At 64.0% G+C, this 17,718-nt stretch carries 20 protein-coding genes and 1 pseudogene; 11 read left to right on the top strand and 10 right to left on the bottom strand.

The window, feature by feature from the left end:
* Window positions 1-24: 24 nt before the first annotated feature.
* Window positions 25-2,301 carry an FdhF/YdeP family oxidoreductase gene (locus AB4Z44_RS14040; RefSeq protein WP_404710319.1) on the bottom strand — a complete coding sequence of 759 codons (2,277 nt, stop codon included), beginning with the start codon at window positions 2,299-2,301 and terminating at the stop codon, window positions 25-27.
* Between AB4Z44_RS14040 and AB4Z44_RS14035 the strand changes: the two genes are divergently transcribed.
* From AB4Z44_RS14035 to AB4Z44_RS14025, 3 genes are all read left to right on the top strand, one after another.
* Window positions 2,275-3,150, top strand: coding sequence for a GNAT family N-acetyltransferase (locus AB4Z44_RS14035; protein ID WP_404710318.1), 876 nt, complete (start codon window positions 2,275-2,277; stop codon window positions 3,148-3,150). The genes AB4Z44_RS14040 and AB4Z44_RS14035 overlap by 27 nt on opposite strands.
* Window positions 3,151-3,182: 32 nt before the next feature.
* Window positions 3,183-4,082, top strand: a complete 900-nt coding sequence (locus AB4Z44_RS14030) for an alpha/beta fold hydrolase (protein WP_404710317.1) — start codon at window positions 3,183-3,185, stop codon at window positions 4,080-4,082.
* Between the two features lie 327 nt (window positions 4,083-4,409).
* A complete protein-coding gene (locus AB4Z44_RS14025; RefSeq protein WP_404710316.1) occupies window positions 4,410-5,024 on the top strand; it encodes a glyoxalase superfamily protein in 615 nt (204 codons plus the stop codon).
* A 104-nt stretch (window positions 5,025-5,128) separates the two neighbouring features.
* Here AB4Z44_RS14025 and AB4Z44_RS14020 read toward each other — a convergent pair whose 3' ends face one another.
* Window positions 5,129-5,605: a HEAT repeat domain-containing protein gene (locus AB4Z44_RS14020; protein ID WP_404710315.1), complete on the bottom strand. Its 477-nt coding sequence runs from the start codon at window positions 5,603-5,605 to the stop codon at window positions 5,129-5,131.
* Between the two features lie 171 nt (window positions 5,606-5,776).
* Here AB4Z44_RS14020 and AB4Z44_RS14015 point away from each other — a divergent pair, with 171 nt between their 5' ends.
* Entirely contained in the window at window positions 5,777-6,001 is a 225-nt protein-coding gene (locus tag AB4Z44_RS14015; protein ID WP_404710314.1) for a hypothetical protein, read from the top strand.
* Window positions 6,002-6,060: 59 nt separating this feature from the next.
* A complete protein-coding gene (locus tag AB4Z44_RS14010) occupies window positions 6,061-6,492 on the top strand; it encodes a hypothetical protein (RefSeq protein ID WP_404710313.1) in 432 nt (143 codons plus the stop codon).
* A gap of 722 nt (window positions 6,493-7,214) precedes the next feature.
* On the opposite strand, the gene AB4Z44_RS14005 is transcribed toward AB4Z44_RS14010, so the two are convergent.
* Window positions 7,215-8,591, bottom strand: a complete 1,377-nt coding sequence (locus AB4Z44_RS14005; protein ID WP_404710312.1) for a transposase — start codon at window positions 8,589-8,591, stop codon at window positions 7,215-7,217.
* A gap of 120 nt (window positions 8,592-8,711) precedes the next feature.
* On the opposite strand from AB4Z44_RS14005, the gene AB4Z44_RS14000 reads away from it, so the two are divergent.
* Window positions 8,712-9,032, top strand: coding sequence for a hypothetical protein (locus AB4Z44_RS14000; RefSeq protein ID WP_404710311.1), 321 nt, complete (start codon window positions 8,712-8,714; stop codon window positions 9,030-9,032).
* Window positions 9,033-9,093: 61 nt separating this feature from the next.
* Here AB4Z44_RS14000 and AB4Z44_RS13995 read toward each other — a convergent pair whose 3' ends face one another.
* The gene (locus AB4Z44_RS13995) at window positions 9,094-9,300 is read right to left on the bottom strand and encodes a hypothetical protein (RefSeq protein WP_404710310.1); all 207 of its coding nucleotides are present in this window, start codon (window positions 9,298-9,300) and stop codon (window positions 9,094-9,096) included.
* Between the two features lie 97 nt (window positions 9,301-9,397).
* Complete coding sequence (locus AB4Z44_RS13990; protein WP_404710309.1) at window positions 9,398-10,315, bottom strand: LysR substrate-binding domain-containing protein; 918 nt, start codon at window positions 10,313-10,315, stop codon at window positions 9,398-9,400.
* A 114-nt stretch (window positions 10,316-10,429) separates the two neighbouring features.
* Here AB4Z44_RS13990 and AB4Z44_RS13985 point away from each other — a divergent pair, with 114 nt between their 5' ends.
* Entirely contained in the window at window positions 10,430-11,182 is a 753-nt protein-coding gene (locus tag AB4Z44_RS13985; RefSeq protein ID WP_404710308.1) for an SDR family NAD(P)-dependent oxidoreductase, read from the top strand.
* A 69-nt stretch (window positions 11,183-11,251) separates the two neighbouring features.
* Window positions 11,252-11,671 (top strand): nuclear transport factor 2 family protein, encoded by a 420-nt coding sequence (locus AB4Z44_RS13980; protein ID WP_404710307.1) that lies wholly within the window; start codon window positions 11,252-11,254, stop codon window positions 11,669-11,671.
* Between the two features lie 1,269 nt (window positions 11,672-12,940).
* On the opposite strand, the gene AB4Z44_RS13975 is transcribed toward AB4Z44_RS13980, so the two are convergent.
* Window positions 12,941-13,681: an EAL domain-containing protein gene (locus tag AB4Z44_RS13975; RefSeq protein ID WP_404714234.1), complete on the bottom strand. Its 741-nt coding sequence runs from the start codon at window positions 13,679-13,681 to the stop codon at window positions 12,941-12,943.
* Window positions 13,682-13,736: 55 nt separating this feature from the next.
* Here AB4Z44_RS13975 and AB4Z44_RS13970 point away from each other — a divergent pair, with 55 nt between their 5' ends.
* Window positions 13,737-14,012 carry a hypothetical protein gene (locus AB4Z44_RS13970; protein ID WP_404710306.1) on the top strand — a complete coding sequence of 92 codons (276 nt, stop codon included), beginning with the start codon at window positions 13,737-13,739 and terminating at the stop codon, window positions 14,010-14,012.
* Window positions 14,013-14,197: 185 nt separating this feature from the next.
* Here AB4Z44_RS13970 and AB4Z44_RS13965 read toward each other — a convergent pair whose 3' ends face one another.
* Entirely contained in the window at window positions 14,198-14,491 is a 294-nt protein-coding gene (locus tag AB4Z44_RS13965) for a helix-turn-helix transcriptional regulator (RefSeq protein WP_404710305.1), read from the bottom strand.
* A gap of 134 nt (window positions 14,492-14,625) precedes the next feature.
* Window positions 14,626-15,102, bottom strand: a pseudogene (locus tag AB4Z44_RS13960) (cupin domain-containing protein); the annotation flags it as partial.
* Window positions 15,103-15,201: 99 nt separating this feature from the next.
* Between AB4Z44_RS13960 and AB4Z44_RS13955 the strand changes: the two are divergent.
* Complete coding sequence (locus AB4Z44_RS13955) at window positions 15,202-15,951, top strand: SDR family oxidoreductase (protein ID WP_404710304.1); 750 nt, start codon at window positions 15,202-15,204, stop codon at window positions 15,949-15,951.
* 104 nt (window positions 15,952-16,055) lie between these two features.
* Here the strand turns inward: AB4Z44_RS13955 and AB4Z44_RS13950 are convergent, their stop codons facing one another.
* Window positions 16,056-16,268 (bottom strand): 4-oxalocrotonate tautomerase family protein, encoded by a 213-nt coding sequence (locus AB4Z44_RS13950; RefSeq protein ID WP_404710303.1) that lies wholly within the window; start codon window positions 16,266-16,268, stop codon window positions 16,056-16,058.
* Between the two features lie 33 nt (window positions 16,269-16,301).
* Complete coding sequence (locus AB4Z44_RS13945) at window positions 16,302-17,066, bottom strand: SDR family oxidoreductase (protein ID WP_404710302.1); 765 nt, start codon at window positions 17,064-17,066, stop codon at window positions 16,302-16,304.
* Between the two features lie 131 nt (window positions 17,067-17,197).
* Here AB4Z44_RS13945 and AB4Z44_RS13940 point away from each other — a divergent pair, with 131 nt between their 5' ends.
* Entirely contained in the window at window positions 17,198-17,596 is a 399-nt protein-coding gene (locus tag AB4Z44_RS13940; protein WP_404714233.1) for a winged helix-turn-helix transcriptional regulator, read from the top strand.
* Window positions 17,597-17,718 lie beyond the last annotated feature (122 nt).

Here is a 17,718-nt window from a genome sequence, read left to right as displayed (position 1 = left end):
GGTGGTCGCGCGCCCGCGCCGCGATCATATCTCGATGCGGACCGGGACGCCCTTGGCGGCCGGCGTTTTCGACTCCTCGTCATGATACCATAAGGGGATCAGCGGGTTCATTTCGGGGTAATAGGCGCCGAGGCAGCCGTTCGGCAGCAGGAAGGGGGTCACGGTCAGGCCGCCGACCCTGCGTTCCACGCCATCGCCCGCATCGGACGCGAGACCGACGACCTGGCCCTCGCTGAGGCCGGCCGCGGCGATATCCTCGGGGTTCATCAGCAGCACGTCGCGCGTGCCCTCGATGCCGCGCAGACGATCGGAATAGCCGTAGATGGTCGTGTTGAACTGATCGTTCGAGCGCAACGTCATCAGCCGGAAACGGCCCGGTGCGTCGTCGACGCCGAGCGCGCTCATCGTCTTCGGTGGGGTGAACTGCGCCTTGCCGCTCTCGGTCTTCCACACGCGCTCCCGCGCCGAATTGCCGCGATAGAAGCCGCCCGGCGTGAAGACGCGCGCGTTGAAATCGTGGAACTGCTCCGGGTAGGTCTGCTCGATCAGGTCGCGGATAAGCTCGTAATTGCCGGTCCATTCGTCCCATTTCATCCTGGGATTGGGGGGCAGGGTCGCCCTGGCCAGCCCCGCGACGATCGCCACTTCGGACTTCAAGTCCGTGCTGGCCGGCTTGTTCTTGCCGAACGAGCCGTGGATGCAGGAGAGCGAATCCTCCATCGTCACCTTCTGCGGCCCGCCCGCCTGCATATCCTCTTCCGATCGGCCGAGGCAGGGCAGCAGATAGGCGATCTCGCCATTGATCAGGTGGCTGCGGTTGAGCTTGGTGGCGATCTGCACTGTCAGGCGCATCTTCTGCCAGGCCGCTTCCATCTTCTCGCGCTCGGGAATGGCCCGGACGAAATTGCCGCCGAGGCCGATGAAGGCCTTCACCTCGCCCGTCAGGATCTTCTCGCAGGCCTTGACCGTGTTCAGCCCCTCGTCGCGCGGCGGATCGAACCCGAACAGCTGGGCGATCTTGTCGAGCGGCACCAGCGACGGCTTCTCGGATATCCCGACGGTGCGCTGGCCCTGCACGTTGGAATGGCCGCGCACCGGCGAGATGCCGGTGCCGTCGCGGCCGACATTCCCCTTGAGCAGCCACAGATTGGTGATCATCTCCAGGCTCTGCGAGCCGTGGACATGCTGGGTCAGGCCCATGCCGTACATCACGATCGAGCGATGCGCCTCGATATAGATCTGCGCCGCCTGGGCGAGATCGTCGCGCGACAGGCCGCTCTCGCGCTCGATCTCTTCCCAGCTGGTCGCATCGGCCTTGGCCTTGATCTCCTCGAAGCCGGTGGTGTGCTGCGCGATGAAATCGACGTCGAGCACATGCTGCTTCTGCTCCGCCCACTTCTTCTCCTCTGCGGCGAGGACGTGCTTGATCAGTCCCATGATGGCGGCGATGTCGCCGCCCGTCTTGACCTGCAGGTAGAGCGTCGAGATCTGCGTCTCCGCCGGCGTCAGCATCTCGGTCGGGCTCTGCGGGTTCTTGAAGACCTCGAGACCCTTTTCGCGGATCGGATTGAAGGTGACGATCTTGACGCCGCGCTTGACCGCTTCCTGCAGCGGATGGAGCAGGCGCGGCGAATTCGATCCGGTATTCTGGCCGAAGAAGAAGATCGCGTCGCACAATTCGAAATCGGCGAGCACGCAGGTGCCGACCGGCGACCCGATCACCTTCTTGAGCGCGACCGAGGTCGTCTCGTGGCACATGTTCGAACTGTCGGGCAGATTGTTATGCCCATAGGCCCGGCCGAACAGGGCGTAGAGATAGCTCGTTTCCAGGCTCGCGCGGCCCGATGCGTAGAAGACGGTCGACTTGGGATCGAGCGCCTTCAATTCCGCGCCGATCGCCTGGAACGCCTCGTCCCATCCGCACGGCACATATTTGTCGCTCGCCGCGTCGTAACGGAGCGGGTGCGTCAGCCGGCCCTGCTGCTCGAGGTCATAATCCTTCCAGCCCCTGAGTTCGGTGACGCTATGCTCGGCGAAGAAGTCCGGCGTGCAGCGGCGCGAGGTCATCTCCCATAAGGTCGCCTTGGCGCCGTTCTCGCAGAATTCGAGCGCGTGCGGCTGGGCCGGCTTGGCCCAGGCGCACGACACGCACATGAACCCGCCGACCTTGTTCTGGCGCCTGAGCGTGTTGAGCGCCGCGGGCGATGGCCGCTCCCTCAGCGCGGTCTGGACGATGCCGCGCAGCGAGCCCCAGCCGCCTTCCGCGCCATCATAGTGGACGGTATCCTCTTCCTCGGCCATCGCAATTCCTTTGGCCGGCCAATGCCGGAGCGATCGAGTGGTTCCACGCCGGCGGGACGAAGAGACGGCAATCGCGCCAACCTGCGTCAATCCGGCACATTGCGGGCGCGGCGCGGCTCCAACGCGGCGCTGCAGCTGTTGCCACTTCCGCCGCTCGATGTGTCGCCGGAGCTTGCGCCCTGCCCAAGATCAGCCGTGCGGGTTGTGGGCGTGAAGCTGCCCGTCGGCAACCGCCCCAATTCGGCCGTTCAGGCCATAGGATCGCGATCCCGCAAGCTGCCGATTGCTGAGCGGGATCAGTCCCGATTTCTCATGCCCGAGGCGCTATTTCGGGAAAGAGCAATCGGGAAAGCCGGCGCCCTTCCGATCCTGCCCGCACTCCGTCATAGTCTGCGCATGAGCGAGATGATCCGGTTAGCCACTATTGATGATGCTGCGGCTGTTACTGCCCTCACACGGTCGGCCTATTCCAAATGGGTTTCGGTCATCGGTCGCGAGCCGCTACCGATGAGGGTGGATCATGCCGCACATATTCGGGATCATCGCGCTGATCTCCTGTTCGTCGGAGAAGAGTTGGCGGCGCTCGTCGAAACTATCGAGCGCGACGACGACGTGCTTATAGAGAACGTGGCTGTCGATCCGAGCTTTCAAAAACGCGGTTACGGTCGAAGGATGGTCGCGTATGCCGAGCAACTGGCGCGCGACGCCGGATTGACCACCGTTCGCCTCTACACGAACCAGATGTTTCAGGAGAACCTGCGCCTCTATGCCTCGCTCGGATATGAGGTCGAAAGGGAGGAAGCTCTCAACGGAGGCGTGGCGATCCACATGGTGAAGGTGGTCGTGTAGCTTTCCTGACCGATCGAGAGAAAGCGCCCATTGTGAACGTTACTGAAGTGAACGAAATTGGTCTGGCGTGGGAGAGTTTCGGCGGTCCCGATGGAGACGTAATCCTCCTGATCGCCGGTCTCGGCACCCAGATGATCCGCTGGTCTTCGCCATTCTGCGAGGAACTGGCGGCCCTTGGCTACCGGGTGATCCGCTTCGACAACCGCGACACCGGCTGTTCGACGCACCTCCACGCGTGCCCTCCACCAGATTTCGGCGCACTGGCCTCTGCCCTTCAGGCAGGGCGCAGACCGGAGGTGCCGTACACGCTGTTCGACATGGCGGGTGACGCGATCGGACTGCTCGACGCGCTGGGAATCCGGCAAGCGCACGTCGTCGGACGATCGATGGGCGGCATGATCGCACAGATCATGGCGAGTGCGCACGGCGCTCGCATTCTCTCCCTCACCTCGATTATGTCGAGCACTGGCAATCCGGCGCTGCCACAGGCCGCACCCGACGCCATGGCGATGATGATGCAGCCCATGCCGGATCCCCTTCGAGATCGCGCGGACTTCCTGTCGCGGAGTTCCAGCTTCGCGCGCCGGATCGCCGGAACGGGCTATCCGTTTGATGAGGAAGCGCATCGCGCGCTGATTTCGGAAGAGGTGCGCCGCGCCTATGACCCGGCAGGAACCGCACGGCAGATTGCTGCTATTGCGGTGGCCGGGGATCGACGGGACCGGCTGTCAGCCATAACCGCGCCCACCCTGGTCATTCACGGATGCGACGATCCGCTGTTTCCGCGCGCCTGCGGCGAGGACACCGCTGCGTCGATCCCAGGAGCTGCGCTTATGCTGATCGATGGCATGGGGCATGACTTGCCGGCCGGCGTTTGGCAGCGGGTTGCATTAAGGATCGATGGCGTCGCGAGGCAGGCTGTTTCGGCATAGCGCACGACCGTTCCCGAAATTCGATCGTTTTCGGGACGGCAGCTATTGCCCGCGCCATCCCGAAAACTGCCTGTCCGCTTCCCAACACTTTGCGGTTCCGTGCCAGACGGGAGCCGCCGCGCCGAAACCTGTCAGACCGCTGTTGACCGGGAAACCTGCCTGACGGCACTCCCCCCCATTAGCAGACATCAGGCATGCGTACCGCGACAGCGTCGAATATTGACAGTCGATACTGCCCGAGCCATCCTGCGCCTAAGGTGCGACACAACCTGCCGCTTGCGCCCGAAAGGGTATGGTGAATGTGTCGAACGACCGTCCTCGGCGAAATTGCGCGAACGGTTCAGCAATGCAAGCTCTGATCTCCATTGTTCGCGCAAGATCGAGGCCTGCACAATGCGAACTTTCATCAATGCCAAAGCGGTGGCTACGACTTTCCGGGCAGAGCTTGCCACGAGAGGCGTGCAGCTTTCGCGCTCCGATAGTCTAGAGATAACTGCCAAGGCGTTTGGCGCGGCAGATTGGAACACTCTTTCCGCAAAGATCAAGCAAGCGGGCGCGCCAGACAAGCCGGTCGGCGATGCGGGCGAAACCTCTTGGCCGGACGTGGTGCGTCCCTTCTACGAACGGCATTTATCGCGGGAAGAGAGAGGCGGTCGATGGGGAATTTTGTTCCGGGAGGCACGCGAACTCTACGCCGCCGGCGCCGATGCGGCATCCGATACGGTGCTCGATCTGGCCTGTCGCTGGCTTAGCCTGTCCGAGGCCGTGAGTGGCGGCAACCGGGATATCAGCGCGAAATATGCCGCAGCGTACCGCGAGGCGCTGGCCGACCCACAGGTTGCGCCCAAGTTGCCGCTCAGCCGCGAACTGCTGGCATGGTTCGCTCCGGCGCTCACGAAAGCGGCCGGCCTGAGGGACATAGGTGGCAAGGACGAGGCTTAGCGTCCCGGCGGTTATGACTTCGCAACAACCTGCTTGGAAGACGCATGTCCGCTTTCGCCCGATTTTGTTGAAGAAGTCGGGATTAGCCGGGAACGTGGGGCTGGCTACGGTTTGGGTATGCCCGAAACGCAAGCTTGCAGTGCTTCCTGCGCCAGCTTGTCAATCCAAGCGTCGCCGGACGCTTCAGCCCATGGGCGAACATGCTCAACGAGAGCAGCATCTGCAATAAGGGCAGCGGCTTCGAACACCGGAACGCTCACGCAGTCGCTTGATAGTGCCGAAATCGCGTAAGGAAGTGCGAGCTTGGTATCGCGTTGAGCAAGACCCAACAGGGCCTCGGCTCTCACGATCTCCTCTGGGTCCGAGAGGGCGTTCAGCAAGGCCTCGCGGACCTCAGGCGTGTCGACTTCCTGTTGCGAGAGAAGCAACGTCGCCCAATCACGGTTGGTCGGCTCATCGTCCTTGGTCATTCTGATCAAGTGTCGCAGGTTTTCATCGGCAAAGGCGTTTCCCGTAAGAGCTACATCCCCGCCTATGATCGCGTTCAGGAAGTCGGAAGCTGGGTAGTAGTCCTCGCTCATCGAGACCGCATATCAGCCTCTTCGAGTGTCCGCTAACCACCACTTTTCGGCGTTCCGCTCCCAATTCGAGCGGTGGCGCCTGAAAGCTGCCGGTCCGCTATCGAGAAACAAACCTGCCGGTCGGCTGCCCCCCCAATTGCGGACTGTGGGAGAAGCTGACAATCTGTCGAGATGGAACACAATAAAGTTCATGACCAAAGTTCATTTGCGGACTTCATTCGCCGCCTGCGGACCGAACTGAAAGATCCAGTGCTTGCCGCCAAGTGGGAAAACGTCACTCTCGCCGACTTCCTCGAAGGTATGGAGGCTTGGGCGCGTGATTGGAAAGAACCGGCACAGAATAATCCGTGGCGACATACCGCCGACGTTCTGACGGCAGCATCCATCTACGAGTAAGCGCAGTGTCCGCGCCGTACCCAATAGCGGCCGGTGCCGCGGCAGGCTATCGAAGCATCATGAGGACTACTTTTCCCCTGATGCTTGCTCTTGTGGGCTGTCATGCCGGGCAACCCAAGCACGAACCGTCTGAAACCCTGAGTCAATTTATTCGACAGCTTGAAGCCTATCCAAAACCACCGGACGCCTTGCTCGACCAAGTTGAACTTAAGCTCCAAGCTATTCCTTGTATTGGCAACCTATCGCGTTGGAAGCGCCTGTATACCTACGGGCTACCGACGCGAAAAGTCGATGAATCCCAGATCGATTTCAAGCTCATGCTTGCCGGCCGGCTCGGCATAAAATCTGGGCGTCAGACGGACTTTCCCGGATCAACGCGCTCAATAGATGACACGCCGATAAAAATGGCGATGGGATCGTTCAACCGAAAAACTGGAAAAGTGACGCTCGAATTCTGCGCTAGCAACTTTCCCGGAGCTGATGAGCGGTGAATGACCGCTCGCCACCGCTTTTCACCGTTCGACGTGTTGCCCGGGCTCGCGCTTTGCCCGAAAGCTGCCCGGCCGTTGTGGGCATGCAAGCTGCCCGTCGGTAATCGCCCAATTGTTGCCGTTGTCTCTCTACGGACCGCTCCCGAAACCTGCTATGAATCCCGAGACCAAACAGGACGTTTCGCGATGATTGTCATTTTATCGATCGTTGTAGGAACTCTTGCTCTGATGGGCGCTGTAGCTTGGCGAGCGAACGCAACCCTACCATCAGGCCAATTACCTATGGGGCGAACTGATAAACCAAATACAAATCGAATTTTTGTCATCCTACAGACCCCACTGCTTTATTTGGCCGTCTTGACTTTCATAATTATGAAGGCGGCTATCGATGGTGACGCTTCAGAATTCCGCACGCCGCCGACGTTTGCTTTGGCGTGTCTTTCGACTGTAATGCTTGTTGCGCAACAGGCGCAGCTATGGGGCGTGCGCAGACTTATGCGGAAGCGCCCAAATTAGAGCGACCTCCCCCAAAGGCATTAGACCGCTTTCCACCACGTCTTGCCGCCCCATGTGTCGTCGGGGCTCGCGTGTTGCTCGAGAGCTGACGGTCCGGTTATGGACGTGAAAGCTGCCCGTCGGCAACCGCCCCGATTGTGTTGAAGAAGTCGTGATTAGCCGGGAACGTGGGGCTGGCTCGATCGGGCTGAGCTGCCTGGTCCTGCTCAGATGGGCAGTGCCGCGACCGGCATCGGGATCAGCCTGGCAAGCTTGCGGAGGTTCTGGGCGGTGGCGGCGAGGAGGAACTCGTCCTTCGCACCGTTGGGGCCTCGCAGACGCAAGCGGTCGAGCTTCAGGATGCGTTTGAGGTGCGCGAACAGCATCTCGACCTTCTTCCGCTCGCGGCGGGAGGTGACGTAAGCGTCGGTGCCGGCGATGTCGCGGGCCATGTCGCGGGCGCCCTCGTGGATCGAACGGGTGACCTTGCGCGCGGGCATGTTGGGCGTGCAGCGTTGCCGGAGCGCGCAGCCGGTGCAGTCCTTCTGACGGGCGCGGTAGCGAATGAAGCCGTCCTGGCCGACGTCGCTTCGCGTTTGGGCGAAGTCGCGGTTCCTCGGCCGCAGGCGCTTGCCGCCAGGGCAGACGTAGCTGTCATCGCCGTGGTCATAGGTAAAGGCATCGCGATCGAACGTGCCATCGCGCCGGGCTGACTTGTCGAACACGGGGATGTGCGGGCTGATGCCGCGTTCGTGGACCAGCCAGGCGAGCATCTCGGCCGAGCCGTAGGCGGTGTCCGCCACCAGCCGTTCGGGCCAGACATCAAGCCGATCCTGCACTCGTTCGATCATCCGCTTGCAAGCGGTGAGCTCGGCCTGACGCACCGCCGTGCTCGCCTCCACATCCATGATGACGGCGTTGTCGAGATCGATCAGGTAGTTGGTCGAGTAGGCATAGAAGGCTGGCCCGCGATGTGCGCTGGTCCAGCGCGAGGCGGGATCGGCCGGCGCCAGGAGCTTCGGCACCACCGGCGTCGCGCCTCCGAATGCGGCGTCGTCGAGCACGGCGAGATACTCGCGAACGGCACGGTTGTCGGCGTCGGGCGCCAAGCCTTCGCTGCCCGGCCCACCGCTCTGGCGGCTGGCATCGGCTCGGATCAGGCTGGCATCGACCGCGAAGCCCTCGCCTCCGACCAGCCCCTCCGCCATGCAGCGCGCCACCGTCATCTCGAACAGCCGACGCAACAAGTCGCTGTCGCGGAAGCGGCCGTGCCGGTTCTTCGAGAAGGTAGAGTGGTCGGGCACGTCGCCCTCCAGCCCCAGCCGGCAGAACCAGCGGTACGCCAGGTTGAGGTGCACCTCGTCGCACAAACGCCGCTCGGACCGAATGCCCATGCAGTAGCCGATGACCAGCATCCGGATCATCAGTTCCGGGTCAATCGAGGGCCGGCCCATCTCGCTGTAGAACGGCTTCAACTGCTCGCGGATGCTCGACAGGTCCACAAAACGGTCGATCGATCGCAGAATATGATCAACCGGCACGTGCCGCTCCAGGTTGAAGCTGTAGAACAACGCTTCCTGCGCTACCGTCCGCTCGCCCATCATCGGCCGATCTCCCGCTTTCGTGGGAACATTGAATCAGCCGCCAACGATTACTTCAAGCCCGCCTTTTTCAACACAATCGCCCCACTTGCGGACATTCGGCGGTCGAACCAAACTCCAGCGATGACAGCCTATGCAGAAGTTGATCCGGCCATCGACGCTTGGGCGCTAGCGACGGTCAAAAAGCTCTTTACCGAACGTGCTGATCAGCCTGCGAGGTTCGCTTATCTGCCGGGGCTACGGCCGTTCGAGTGCTTTCAAATCTCGATAGACCCGCCCCTTGCCGGTCGTGTTGCCGTATCGGCTCGATCCGTCGATACCGATGACGAAAGCGAGTTTGACGAACGCTGGGAGGGACCAACTGACGCGCTTCCCATTCTCCTCGAAAAGGCGACCGCTACTGTTCAGACGTGGGTGAACCGACCAATAGCGAATGGCGGGTAAGCACTCAGGAGCGGACGGCTTATGGACCGCAAGGCTGGCGCGTCCGCTGCGTAACGGCCGTTCAGCGGGCGCGATCGGATTTGGCCAGGCTCAGCACGAAGTAGCCGCCCCCAAGCGCGATCCGTAGCGGCCACATGAGGGCGGAGTGGGAAAGCCCGGTCGCGAGCAGCAGCGCCACGAAAGCCGCAAGCGAGATCCACCCTTCGATCGATATGGGCATCGGGAGAATGCCGGCTCGGGGATCATGGAACCACGGTTTGTTGGACATGCGACACCCCTTACCATCGGAGCCGGTTTGCCGATGAATACCGCCGGCCCGACGGCAGTCCAGCCCCACGCCCACCATTACCGGCTTCGCGCACCCGCTAGCGCGCGGCGCTCGTGCCGCCGCCCGCTATATCGCGCGGAAAGTTGGCGGCGAGATGATCGATGAGCGCGCGGACGGCGGGGGGCAGGCCGCGTCGCGTCGTGAAGACGAGATGCACGATGCCCTGCAAACCCCGCCACGCCGGCAGCACGCGGACGAGGCCGCCCGTCGCCATCGCCTGCCGGCAGACATGGTCGGGAAGGATCGCGATGCCGAGCCCGTCCACGGCGGCATCGCGCACCGCCGCCATGTCCTCGCAGCCCAGCCGCGGTTCGACCCGCAGGACGTGCTTGCGCCCGTCGTCCGTCTCCAGATGCCATTCGAGATCGTCGGCGGCGTCGTTGGTCGCAAGCGCGGGGAAGGCGGCGAGCTGGTCGATGCTGCCGATCCGGCTCGCGATCGGGGGGCTTGCGACCAGGATGCGCGTCGATGTGCCGAGCGATCGCATCGTGAGCGCGGCGTCGCTGGTGAGGTCGACGCGGACCCTGAGCGCCAGATCGATCCGCTCGCCGATCAGGTCGACCGCACGATCGGTCGCCACCAGTTGCAACCGCACCTTGGGGTAGCGCGCGAGGAAGGCGGAGATCAGCCCGGCGATCGGCTGGAGCATGCCGACGGGGCAGCTGAAGCGGATCCGACCATGCGGCTCGGCCTGCGCCTGGACGACGAGCGCCTCGGCCTGTTCGGCCTCCGCCAGCATCGCCCGGCACCGCTCGTAAAAGGCCTGCCCGGTGTCGGTGACGCGAAAGCGCCGGCTCGATCGCTCGATCAGGCGCAGGCCGAGGCGATCCTCGAGCCCGGCGATGCGGCGGCTCAATTTCGACTTGGGCTCGCGCAACGCCCGGCCCGCGGCGGCGAAGCCGCCATGCGCGACGACCTCGGCGAAATAGGCATAATCGTTGAGATCGATCCGCACCAGCGTTCCTCCTGTGGAACGCTGAGTGCCATATTTGCCGGCTAGTGGCATCATCGGTCTCATCGCATCTAGCGGGGGCAGCGGCGCTTCGCCGGCATTCGCAGGAGACGGACGATGACGAAACGGTTCGACAACAAGGTGGTGGTGGTCACGGGCGGCACGAGCGGCATCGGCCTCGCCACCGCCAGGGCGTTTGCGCAGGAGGGCGCTTCGGTGTTCGTCACCGGGCGCCGCCAGGATGCGCTCGACGCCGCGCTCAAGCAGATCGGCGGCCGGGTGACCGGCGTACGCGGCGACATGGCGGTGCTTGCGGACATCGACCGGCTTTATGATGCCGTTCAGGCGAAGCATGCGCAGATCGACATCGTCTTCGCCAATGCCGGCGGCGGCGAGCTCGCCCCGCTCGGCGCGATCACCGAAGAGCATTACGAGAAGACGTTCGACAGCAACGTGAAGGGCGTCCTCTTCACCGTGCAGAAGGCGTTGCCGCTGCTGCGCGACGGCGGCTCGGTGATCCTGACCGCGTCGACCACCAGCATCAAGGGCACGGGGGCGTTCAGCGTCTATTCGGCGACCAAGGCGGCGATCCGCAACTTCGCCCGCAGCTGGATCCTCGATCTCAAGGATCGCCGCATCCGGGTGAATGCGGTGAGCCCCGGCCTCACCGAGACGGCCGGACTGAACGATCTGTTCGGCGGCGGCGAGCAGGCGCAGGGTACCAAGGATTATCTGATCGGCCAGATTCCCGCCGGCCGCATCGGCCAGCCCGAGGAGATCGCCAGGGCGGTGATGTTCCTCGCCTCGGACGATGCCTCCTATATCAACGGCATCGAGCTGTTCGTCGACGGCGGCCAGGCGCAGATCTGACCGCTCGCGCCGGGCGGCGGGCTGCTAATGCCGCCCAAGGCCCGGCCAGCCCACACCAGGAGACCTGAAATGTTACAGACCAACGAATCCGCAGACCGCATTCGCGAACTGCTCGACCGCAACCTCCAGGAGGTCTTCGGCGAGAACGACGCCGCGCGCCGCCGGGCCGCGATCGCGGCGCTCTGGGCCGAGGACGGGGTGCTGTACGCGCCGCCCGGTGCGATTGTCGGCCATGACGCGATCGATCGCTTCGCCGGCGATCTGCGTGCGACGCACCCGGAATTCGTCTACTCGCCCCAGGGCCGCCCGCAGGTGCTCCACGACGCCGGGCGCCTCGCCTGGGGATCCGGGCGCCCCGGCGAGCCGATCGCCTATACCGGGTGGGACGTCATCATCGTGCGCGACGGCCGCATCGCCGCGCTGTATGTCTTCCTCGACGAGACGTCGGATGAGTTTCGTCGCAGCAGCAGCGCCCACGCCGATATTTGACGTCCGTGAGCGGCCCGGCCGCTTTGGGGCGGATCGGGAAGCCGAGCGGTGTATGGAATGGCGGAAATGGTGGGAAGCGGACGTTCGGTTTATGCGAAAGGCCGACCGCCATCTTCCTCATAAGAGTAGCTGTTCCAAGGCTCGGGCAGAGCGGGCAGCTTCGCTTCGAAACAAGCGAGGTGGCACCACCACGTTTTCGTGACCTCCGAGCGGGTGCCAATTGTCAGGTAGGTCGGATCAACCCCCGAATAGTCGGGATTGCCGCAGAAGCAGCACGGGGTCATAGGTGTCGCGCCGGTCATGGCGCGAGTTTGCGCTTTTGTTGAACGTCCGCAATTGGGGCGTATTGGTAAGCGTGTTCAGCAGACCGAGAACGGCAATAGCTGGTGGAAAGCGGACGCTTGGCCTTTGGCGATCGGCATGCCATTCAGTGGTGCTGGCTATGCCGATGCCGCGAGGGAGGCAGTATGGACAAATCTAAGTCACTTGTATTGATCGGGGCCATAGTTGGCTTGTCTGCTATTTTTGCGGTCTTGCGCGGTGACACGGCATTCGCGGCGCCCATGTTTTTCATGGCAGTCGTCTTTTCTCTGCGCGCGTACCGTGAATGGAAGCGTGAGGAGGCTTAGCTTTCGCTATTGACCGTCAATGGCAGAAGGTCGTGACCAAATGTCCGCTATGGGCGATTGCCGACAGGCCGGTTTTCAACGCCAAAGCGGTAGGGCCGCTTTCAGGCGGCTAAAATGATCGGATCGCGCCGGAACGGCGAAAAGTGGGTGGGGAGCGGACGTTGACTGATCCGCTCTCGGATGTCTTTCTTTAAACATGAATGAGCGTTCCCTTGCGGATTGGCCAGATCACATGAAGTCGGTCTTCGCTGTGGTAGGACAGTTGATGAACGGGCGACGCCTAACTCCCAGCGTCATCGCCAACCTATCCGAAGCTGATCTCAAGGCCGTTGCCGGTCATCAAGTGACGATTAACCACGCTTCGGCAGCCGAGCGGAATGAGAAGCGCGGCCTATACACGGTCGTGATTAAGGGACCGCGCATTGACGGCCAATGGGGCTTTCGATCGGGCGAGATGGAGCGGCTCGCTCGTGAGGCCGTTTTGCCTCGACCGAATGACCTATAGTGGCCGCTAGCAGACCGGCAGCTTTGCGGACGCCAATATTGAACCCCGGTGCGATCGGTGCGCTTCTCAAACCGGACGGTACTTCATCGCGGCGGCACGGCGCAGGGCTTTTGCAGGCGTAGAGGCTACGAAGGGCTACACCAGTTGCGGCAGCTCCCCGACCGCGGGACGGGCGTACCAGAAGCCCTGATGGTAGCGGACGCCCAGATCGCGAAGCGTCTCGGCTTCCGCGGCCGTCTCGACGCCTTCGGCGATGACGAGGGTGTCGAGCTCGCGGCACATTTGAACCACCCCGCGGACGATCGCGCGTCGGCGCGCATCGTTGTCGATGGACCTCACCAGCTCCATGTCGAGCTTGATTTCGTCGGGCGCGAACCGGGCGAACATGTCGAGCCCGGAATGGCCGGCGCCGAAATCGTCGATCGCCACCGAGAAACCGATGCGCTTGTAGGTGTCGATGATCGACGCAACATGCTCGGGCGAGCCCATCTGCTCGTTCTCGGTGAATTCGAAGATCAGCCGATCGATCGGCAGGCCCGTCGCCTGCGCGGTCGCCAGGGTCAGCTGGATGCAGGCCATCGGCGAGTAGACGGCATTGGGGAGGAAGTTGATCGAGAGGCGCGCGTCGCTCTCGAGCAGTCCGGCCGCCAGCGCGGTCTCGATCGCCTTTACGCGGCAGGCCTGGTCGAACGCATAGCGGTTCTCGTCCGTGATCCGGGACAGGATCGAAGCGGCACCTGCCCCGTCCATGCCGCGGACCAGCGCCTCGTAGGCGAAAGGGCGTCCGGTCGAGGTGTCCACGATCGGCTGGAACGCCATCTGGAATGGCAGATCGAAACCGGTGCCGTCACGGCAACCCCCGCAAATATTTGGCATATTCATCCAAACGGCTTAGCCGCTTATACTTAAAAATCCATGAGGATGCTTCAGCGTGGATGCGCGCAAAGCACGCAGGAACGTGGGCATCGTCGATCGGCTGCGCGCGGGGCTTCCGAACGGTCGATCGCGGCGCTATCCGAAGAGCATGAAACGCTACACCTTCAAGTGCATCCGCGCCGGCGGCCCCGGTCCGGCGGTGCACATCGACATCTGCGCCGACGATGCGGCCGCGCGCGATCGCGCGCTGAGGCTCTTCGATCTCTGGCCCCTGGCCGTGAAGGTGGAGGTGAGCGAGGACGAGCGCCACTTCGAAGTGCTGCGCCCCTGAGAGTGGCGAGCAGTACTCTCTATTCCCAGCCGTTCGCGACGTCTTTCCGCGGTAAATGGCTAACGTTTTAAGCCATCTATTCGCTTCGCTGGCCAAACGTGCTCCGTTTGCAGCAATGCCATATGAGGGAGTGGTTAGGAGCTTGGGATGACGAGCGGCAGCTTCGGCGCAAGCGACCGTCGTCGCTAAGCCACCGCCGCCGTCCGGGCGTATCGCATCGGCGGCATCCCGACGTGGCGGGCGAAGGCGGTGCTGAAGGTGCTGGCCGAGCCATAGCCGACCTGCGCGGCCACATGCTCGATCGCCAGCTCGCGCGTGCGCAGCAGCCGCTTGGCGAGGGCCATGCGCCATGCGAGCAGATATTCCATCGGCGGCAGCCCGACGATGCGGCCGAACCGCGCGAAGAAAGCCGAACGCGACATCGCGGCCTGGGCGGCAAGATCGGCAACGGTCCAGCCATGCGCGGGGCGCGCGTGCATGGCGCGCAGGCGGAGACCAGACGGTCATCCGACAGGCCGCGCGCGACGCTCGGCGCCGACGTGACGTCGGCGCCGCACCGCAGCGCCTCGATGAGCAGCACCTCGAGCAGGCGTTCCAGGACGAGCTCCCGCCCGGGCCGGGCGTGGCGCGTCTCGTCGCCCACCAGCTGAAGCAGCAGCGCGAGCCGGGGCTCGCCGCGGGCCACGATCATTGCCGGCAACAGCGAGACGAGCAGGGCGGCATCGGGCGACGCGAAGCTGCAGAGGCCGACCTGCATCCTGAGATTGACCGGCTCGCCCGGGCGCCCGACCCGAAACCGTCCCTCGCCGATATCCGTCGGCGCCAGCGCGATCCCGTGCGCCGGCGCATCGATGCTCTCGACGACCTGATCGTTGGTCGAGGGGGACAGCACGAAATCGCCCTTGCGCACGATGATCGGCGGCCGACCCGACGAGATCACCCGGCACTCGCCCTCCAGGACGGCGAAAAAGACCGGCTTGCCCTCGATATCGCGGCGGATGCGCCACCGCCCGGCATATTCGACGAGCTTGGAATAGCTGGCTGAGGGCTGGAGCAGGGTCACGATCTCGGCCAACGGATCAACGGTCATGACAGGACTATCGCAAATGGATTCGAGACCGTCGAGCATAGAAGGTCTTTCGATCCAAGGCCATATCCGGGACGACCACAACAATCCCGGAGCGCTTTCATGCCCACGATCCTCATCACCGGCTGTTCCTCAGGCTTCGGTCTCGCGACCGCGGAGCTGTTCCTCGAAAGGGGCTGGAACGTCGTCGCCACGATGCGCCAGCCCAACGCCGACATCCTGCCCGCGTCCGATCGTCTCACCGTCCTGCCGCTCGACGTCACCGATCCGGACAGTATCGCTACGATGATCGCGCAGGCGGGCGATATCGACGTGCTGGTCAACAATGCCGGGGTCGGCGCCGCCGTGCCGATCGAGTTGACCGAGCGGGATACGGCGCGCCTGCTGTTCGAGACCAACATGCTCGGCACGCTGGCGATGGTGCAGGCGGTGCTGCCCGGGTTCCGTACGCGTCGCCGCGGCACCATCGTCAACGTCACGTCGACGGTGACGCTCAAGCCGCTGCCGCTGGTCGGCGTCTATCGCGCAAGCAAGGCGGCCGTGAACGCGCTCACCGAGAGCCTCGCGGTCGAAATGGAGCCGTTCGGCGTGCGCGTGCACATCGTCCTCCCCGGACGCTCGCCCGAGACACAATTCGGCAGCAACGCGATGCCGCATCTGCGTGGGCTCGATGACCCGGATTACAAGCCGATGATCGAGCGCATGATCGCCGGCTTCCGGGAGGCGGGCGGCCCTGTGACCCATGCGGCCGATGTCGCCGCGGCGGTCTGGCAGGCCGCCACCGATCCGAACGCGCCGCTCCGGATCGCGGCGGGCGAGGACGCGGTCCAGTGGATGGCCGAGGCCGGATGATCACGGCCTGGCCGAGCGAACGGCCGCTCGCGCCGCGGGTGGCCGTTCGCCGATGAACAAACCGGGGCTGCGCGCAACCGGCGCTGCCCCGCCAGGCCTGTAACTCAGCCGGTTGCCCGGTACGCATCCGGGATGACGAAGACTTCGTCGGCTCGGCCATAGCCGCCGTCCGGCACCTCCTCGATCAGCACCATCGTGTGCGGACGCGCGGCTTCGCTCATATATTCCACGAGAAGGTCGGTCAGCCGGTGGATGATGTCCGCCTTTTGCGCACTGGACAGTGCCGCCTGCGGGACTTTGATGTTGGCGAAAGGCATGATGGCTCTCCGTTGCAAATGGCAGGGCCGGCGTCAGTCGCCGCGCGCCTGGGTCGCGAAATCGTTGAGTTGGGCCAGCGTCCGGTCGAACCGGCCCTCGGCCTCGGCGCGGCGGAGAAAGCCGACGCGCTCCACCAGGATCTCGGGCGGCGTCGGCACTTGCGCCAGCAGTGCCATCACCTCGTCCGCGAACGCGTCGAGCGGCTGGTAGCCGGGGCGGCTCTGCTGGCCCGGCGTAAGCCCCGTCTGCACCGCCGGCGGCGCAAGCTCGATCACCTCCACCCGGCCCTTGAGCGCCTCGCGCATGGCGATCGTGTAGGAATGCATCGCCGCCTTCGTGGCGTTGTAGGTGGGCGTCGCGACCAGCGGGACGAAGGCCAGTCCGGACGTGACGTTCACGATCGCCGCGTCGGGCTGTTGCACGAGGTGGTCGATCAGGGCGTTGGTCAGCCGGATCGGGCCGAGCAGATTGGTGGCGATCGTCGCTTCCGCGTCGGCCAGGTCGCGCGAGCGATCCAGCGCTTCGAACCGCATTATCCCGGCATTGTTGATCAGAACGTTGAGGGTGGGGTGCGCGGCCAGCAACCGGCGCGCGAAGTCGGCGATGCCGTCCGCGCTGTCCACGTCGAGCGCGATCGCATGCATGTTCGCGCGCCCGGCGATCGCCCGCTCGAGCGCACTTTGCCGGCGTCCGGCCAGGATCACGGTGTTGCCCGCATCGTGGAGCCGGTGCGCCAGCGCCTCGCCGATGCCCGAGCCGCCGCCGGTGATGAGGATGGTGTTGCCGCTTGTCTTCACGAGATTTGCTCCTCCAGCTTGGAGCCATCGATCTAAGGTTCTACGTTCGATCGGAAAGAAGGCACCGGAAATATCCATACTTACCAAAAGGAGAGTGACCCTTGCCCAGTCTGCCGTTCAGCGATGCGACCATCCGCCAGACCCGCCGCATCGCCGAGACCCCGCCGCCCGAGGAATGCGATCCCAGGGTGGAAGCGCTCGTCAACGACCTGATCGGCCGCGTCGCCGACAAGTGGACGATGATCGTCCTCGAGGTGCTGGCCCAGCGCGGCGAACTGCGCTTCACCCAACTCTTCCGGCTGGTCCGTGGCGTCAGCCAGAAGATGCTGACGCAGACGCTCCGCCACATGGAGCGCGACGGCATGGTGACGCGAACCGTCCACCCGGTCGTGCCGCCGCGGGTCGAATACCGGCTGACGGATCTCGGTGCGAGCCTGGGGGCCGCCTTTTGCGGCGTATGGATATGGGCGGAGGACAATCTCACCCGCGTCGAGGACGCGCGGGCGCGGTTCGACGACCGGCAAACGTGACGCGGATCATGCCGAGGCGGCGCGTGCTGCGCCGGCTTTGGTCGACGGCATGAACGGCAGCTCCCGGGCCTCGGCAGCGCCATTTCGGGTATCGCCCCTGGCCGGTCCTCGGCTACGAGGGC

Origin of the sequence: Sphingomonas sp. MMS24-J13, assembly GCF_044905095.1 — a bacterium.
Taxonomy (GTDB): Bacteria; Pseudomonadota; Alphaproteobacteria; order Sphingomonadales; family Sphingomonadaceae; genus Sphingomonas_I.
Note: the sequence above shows the minus strand (reverse complement) of the source record. Positions and strands in the feature narration are given on the sequence as shown.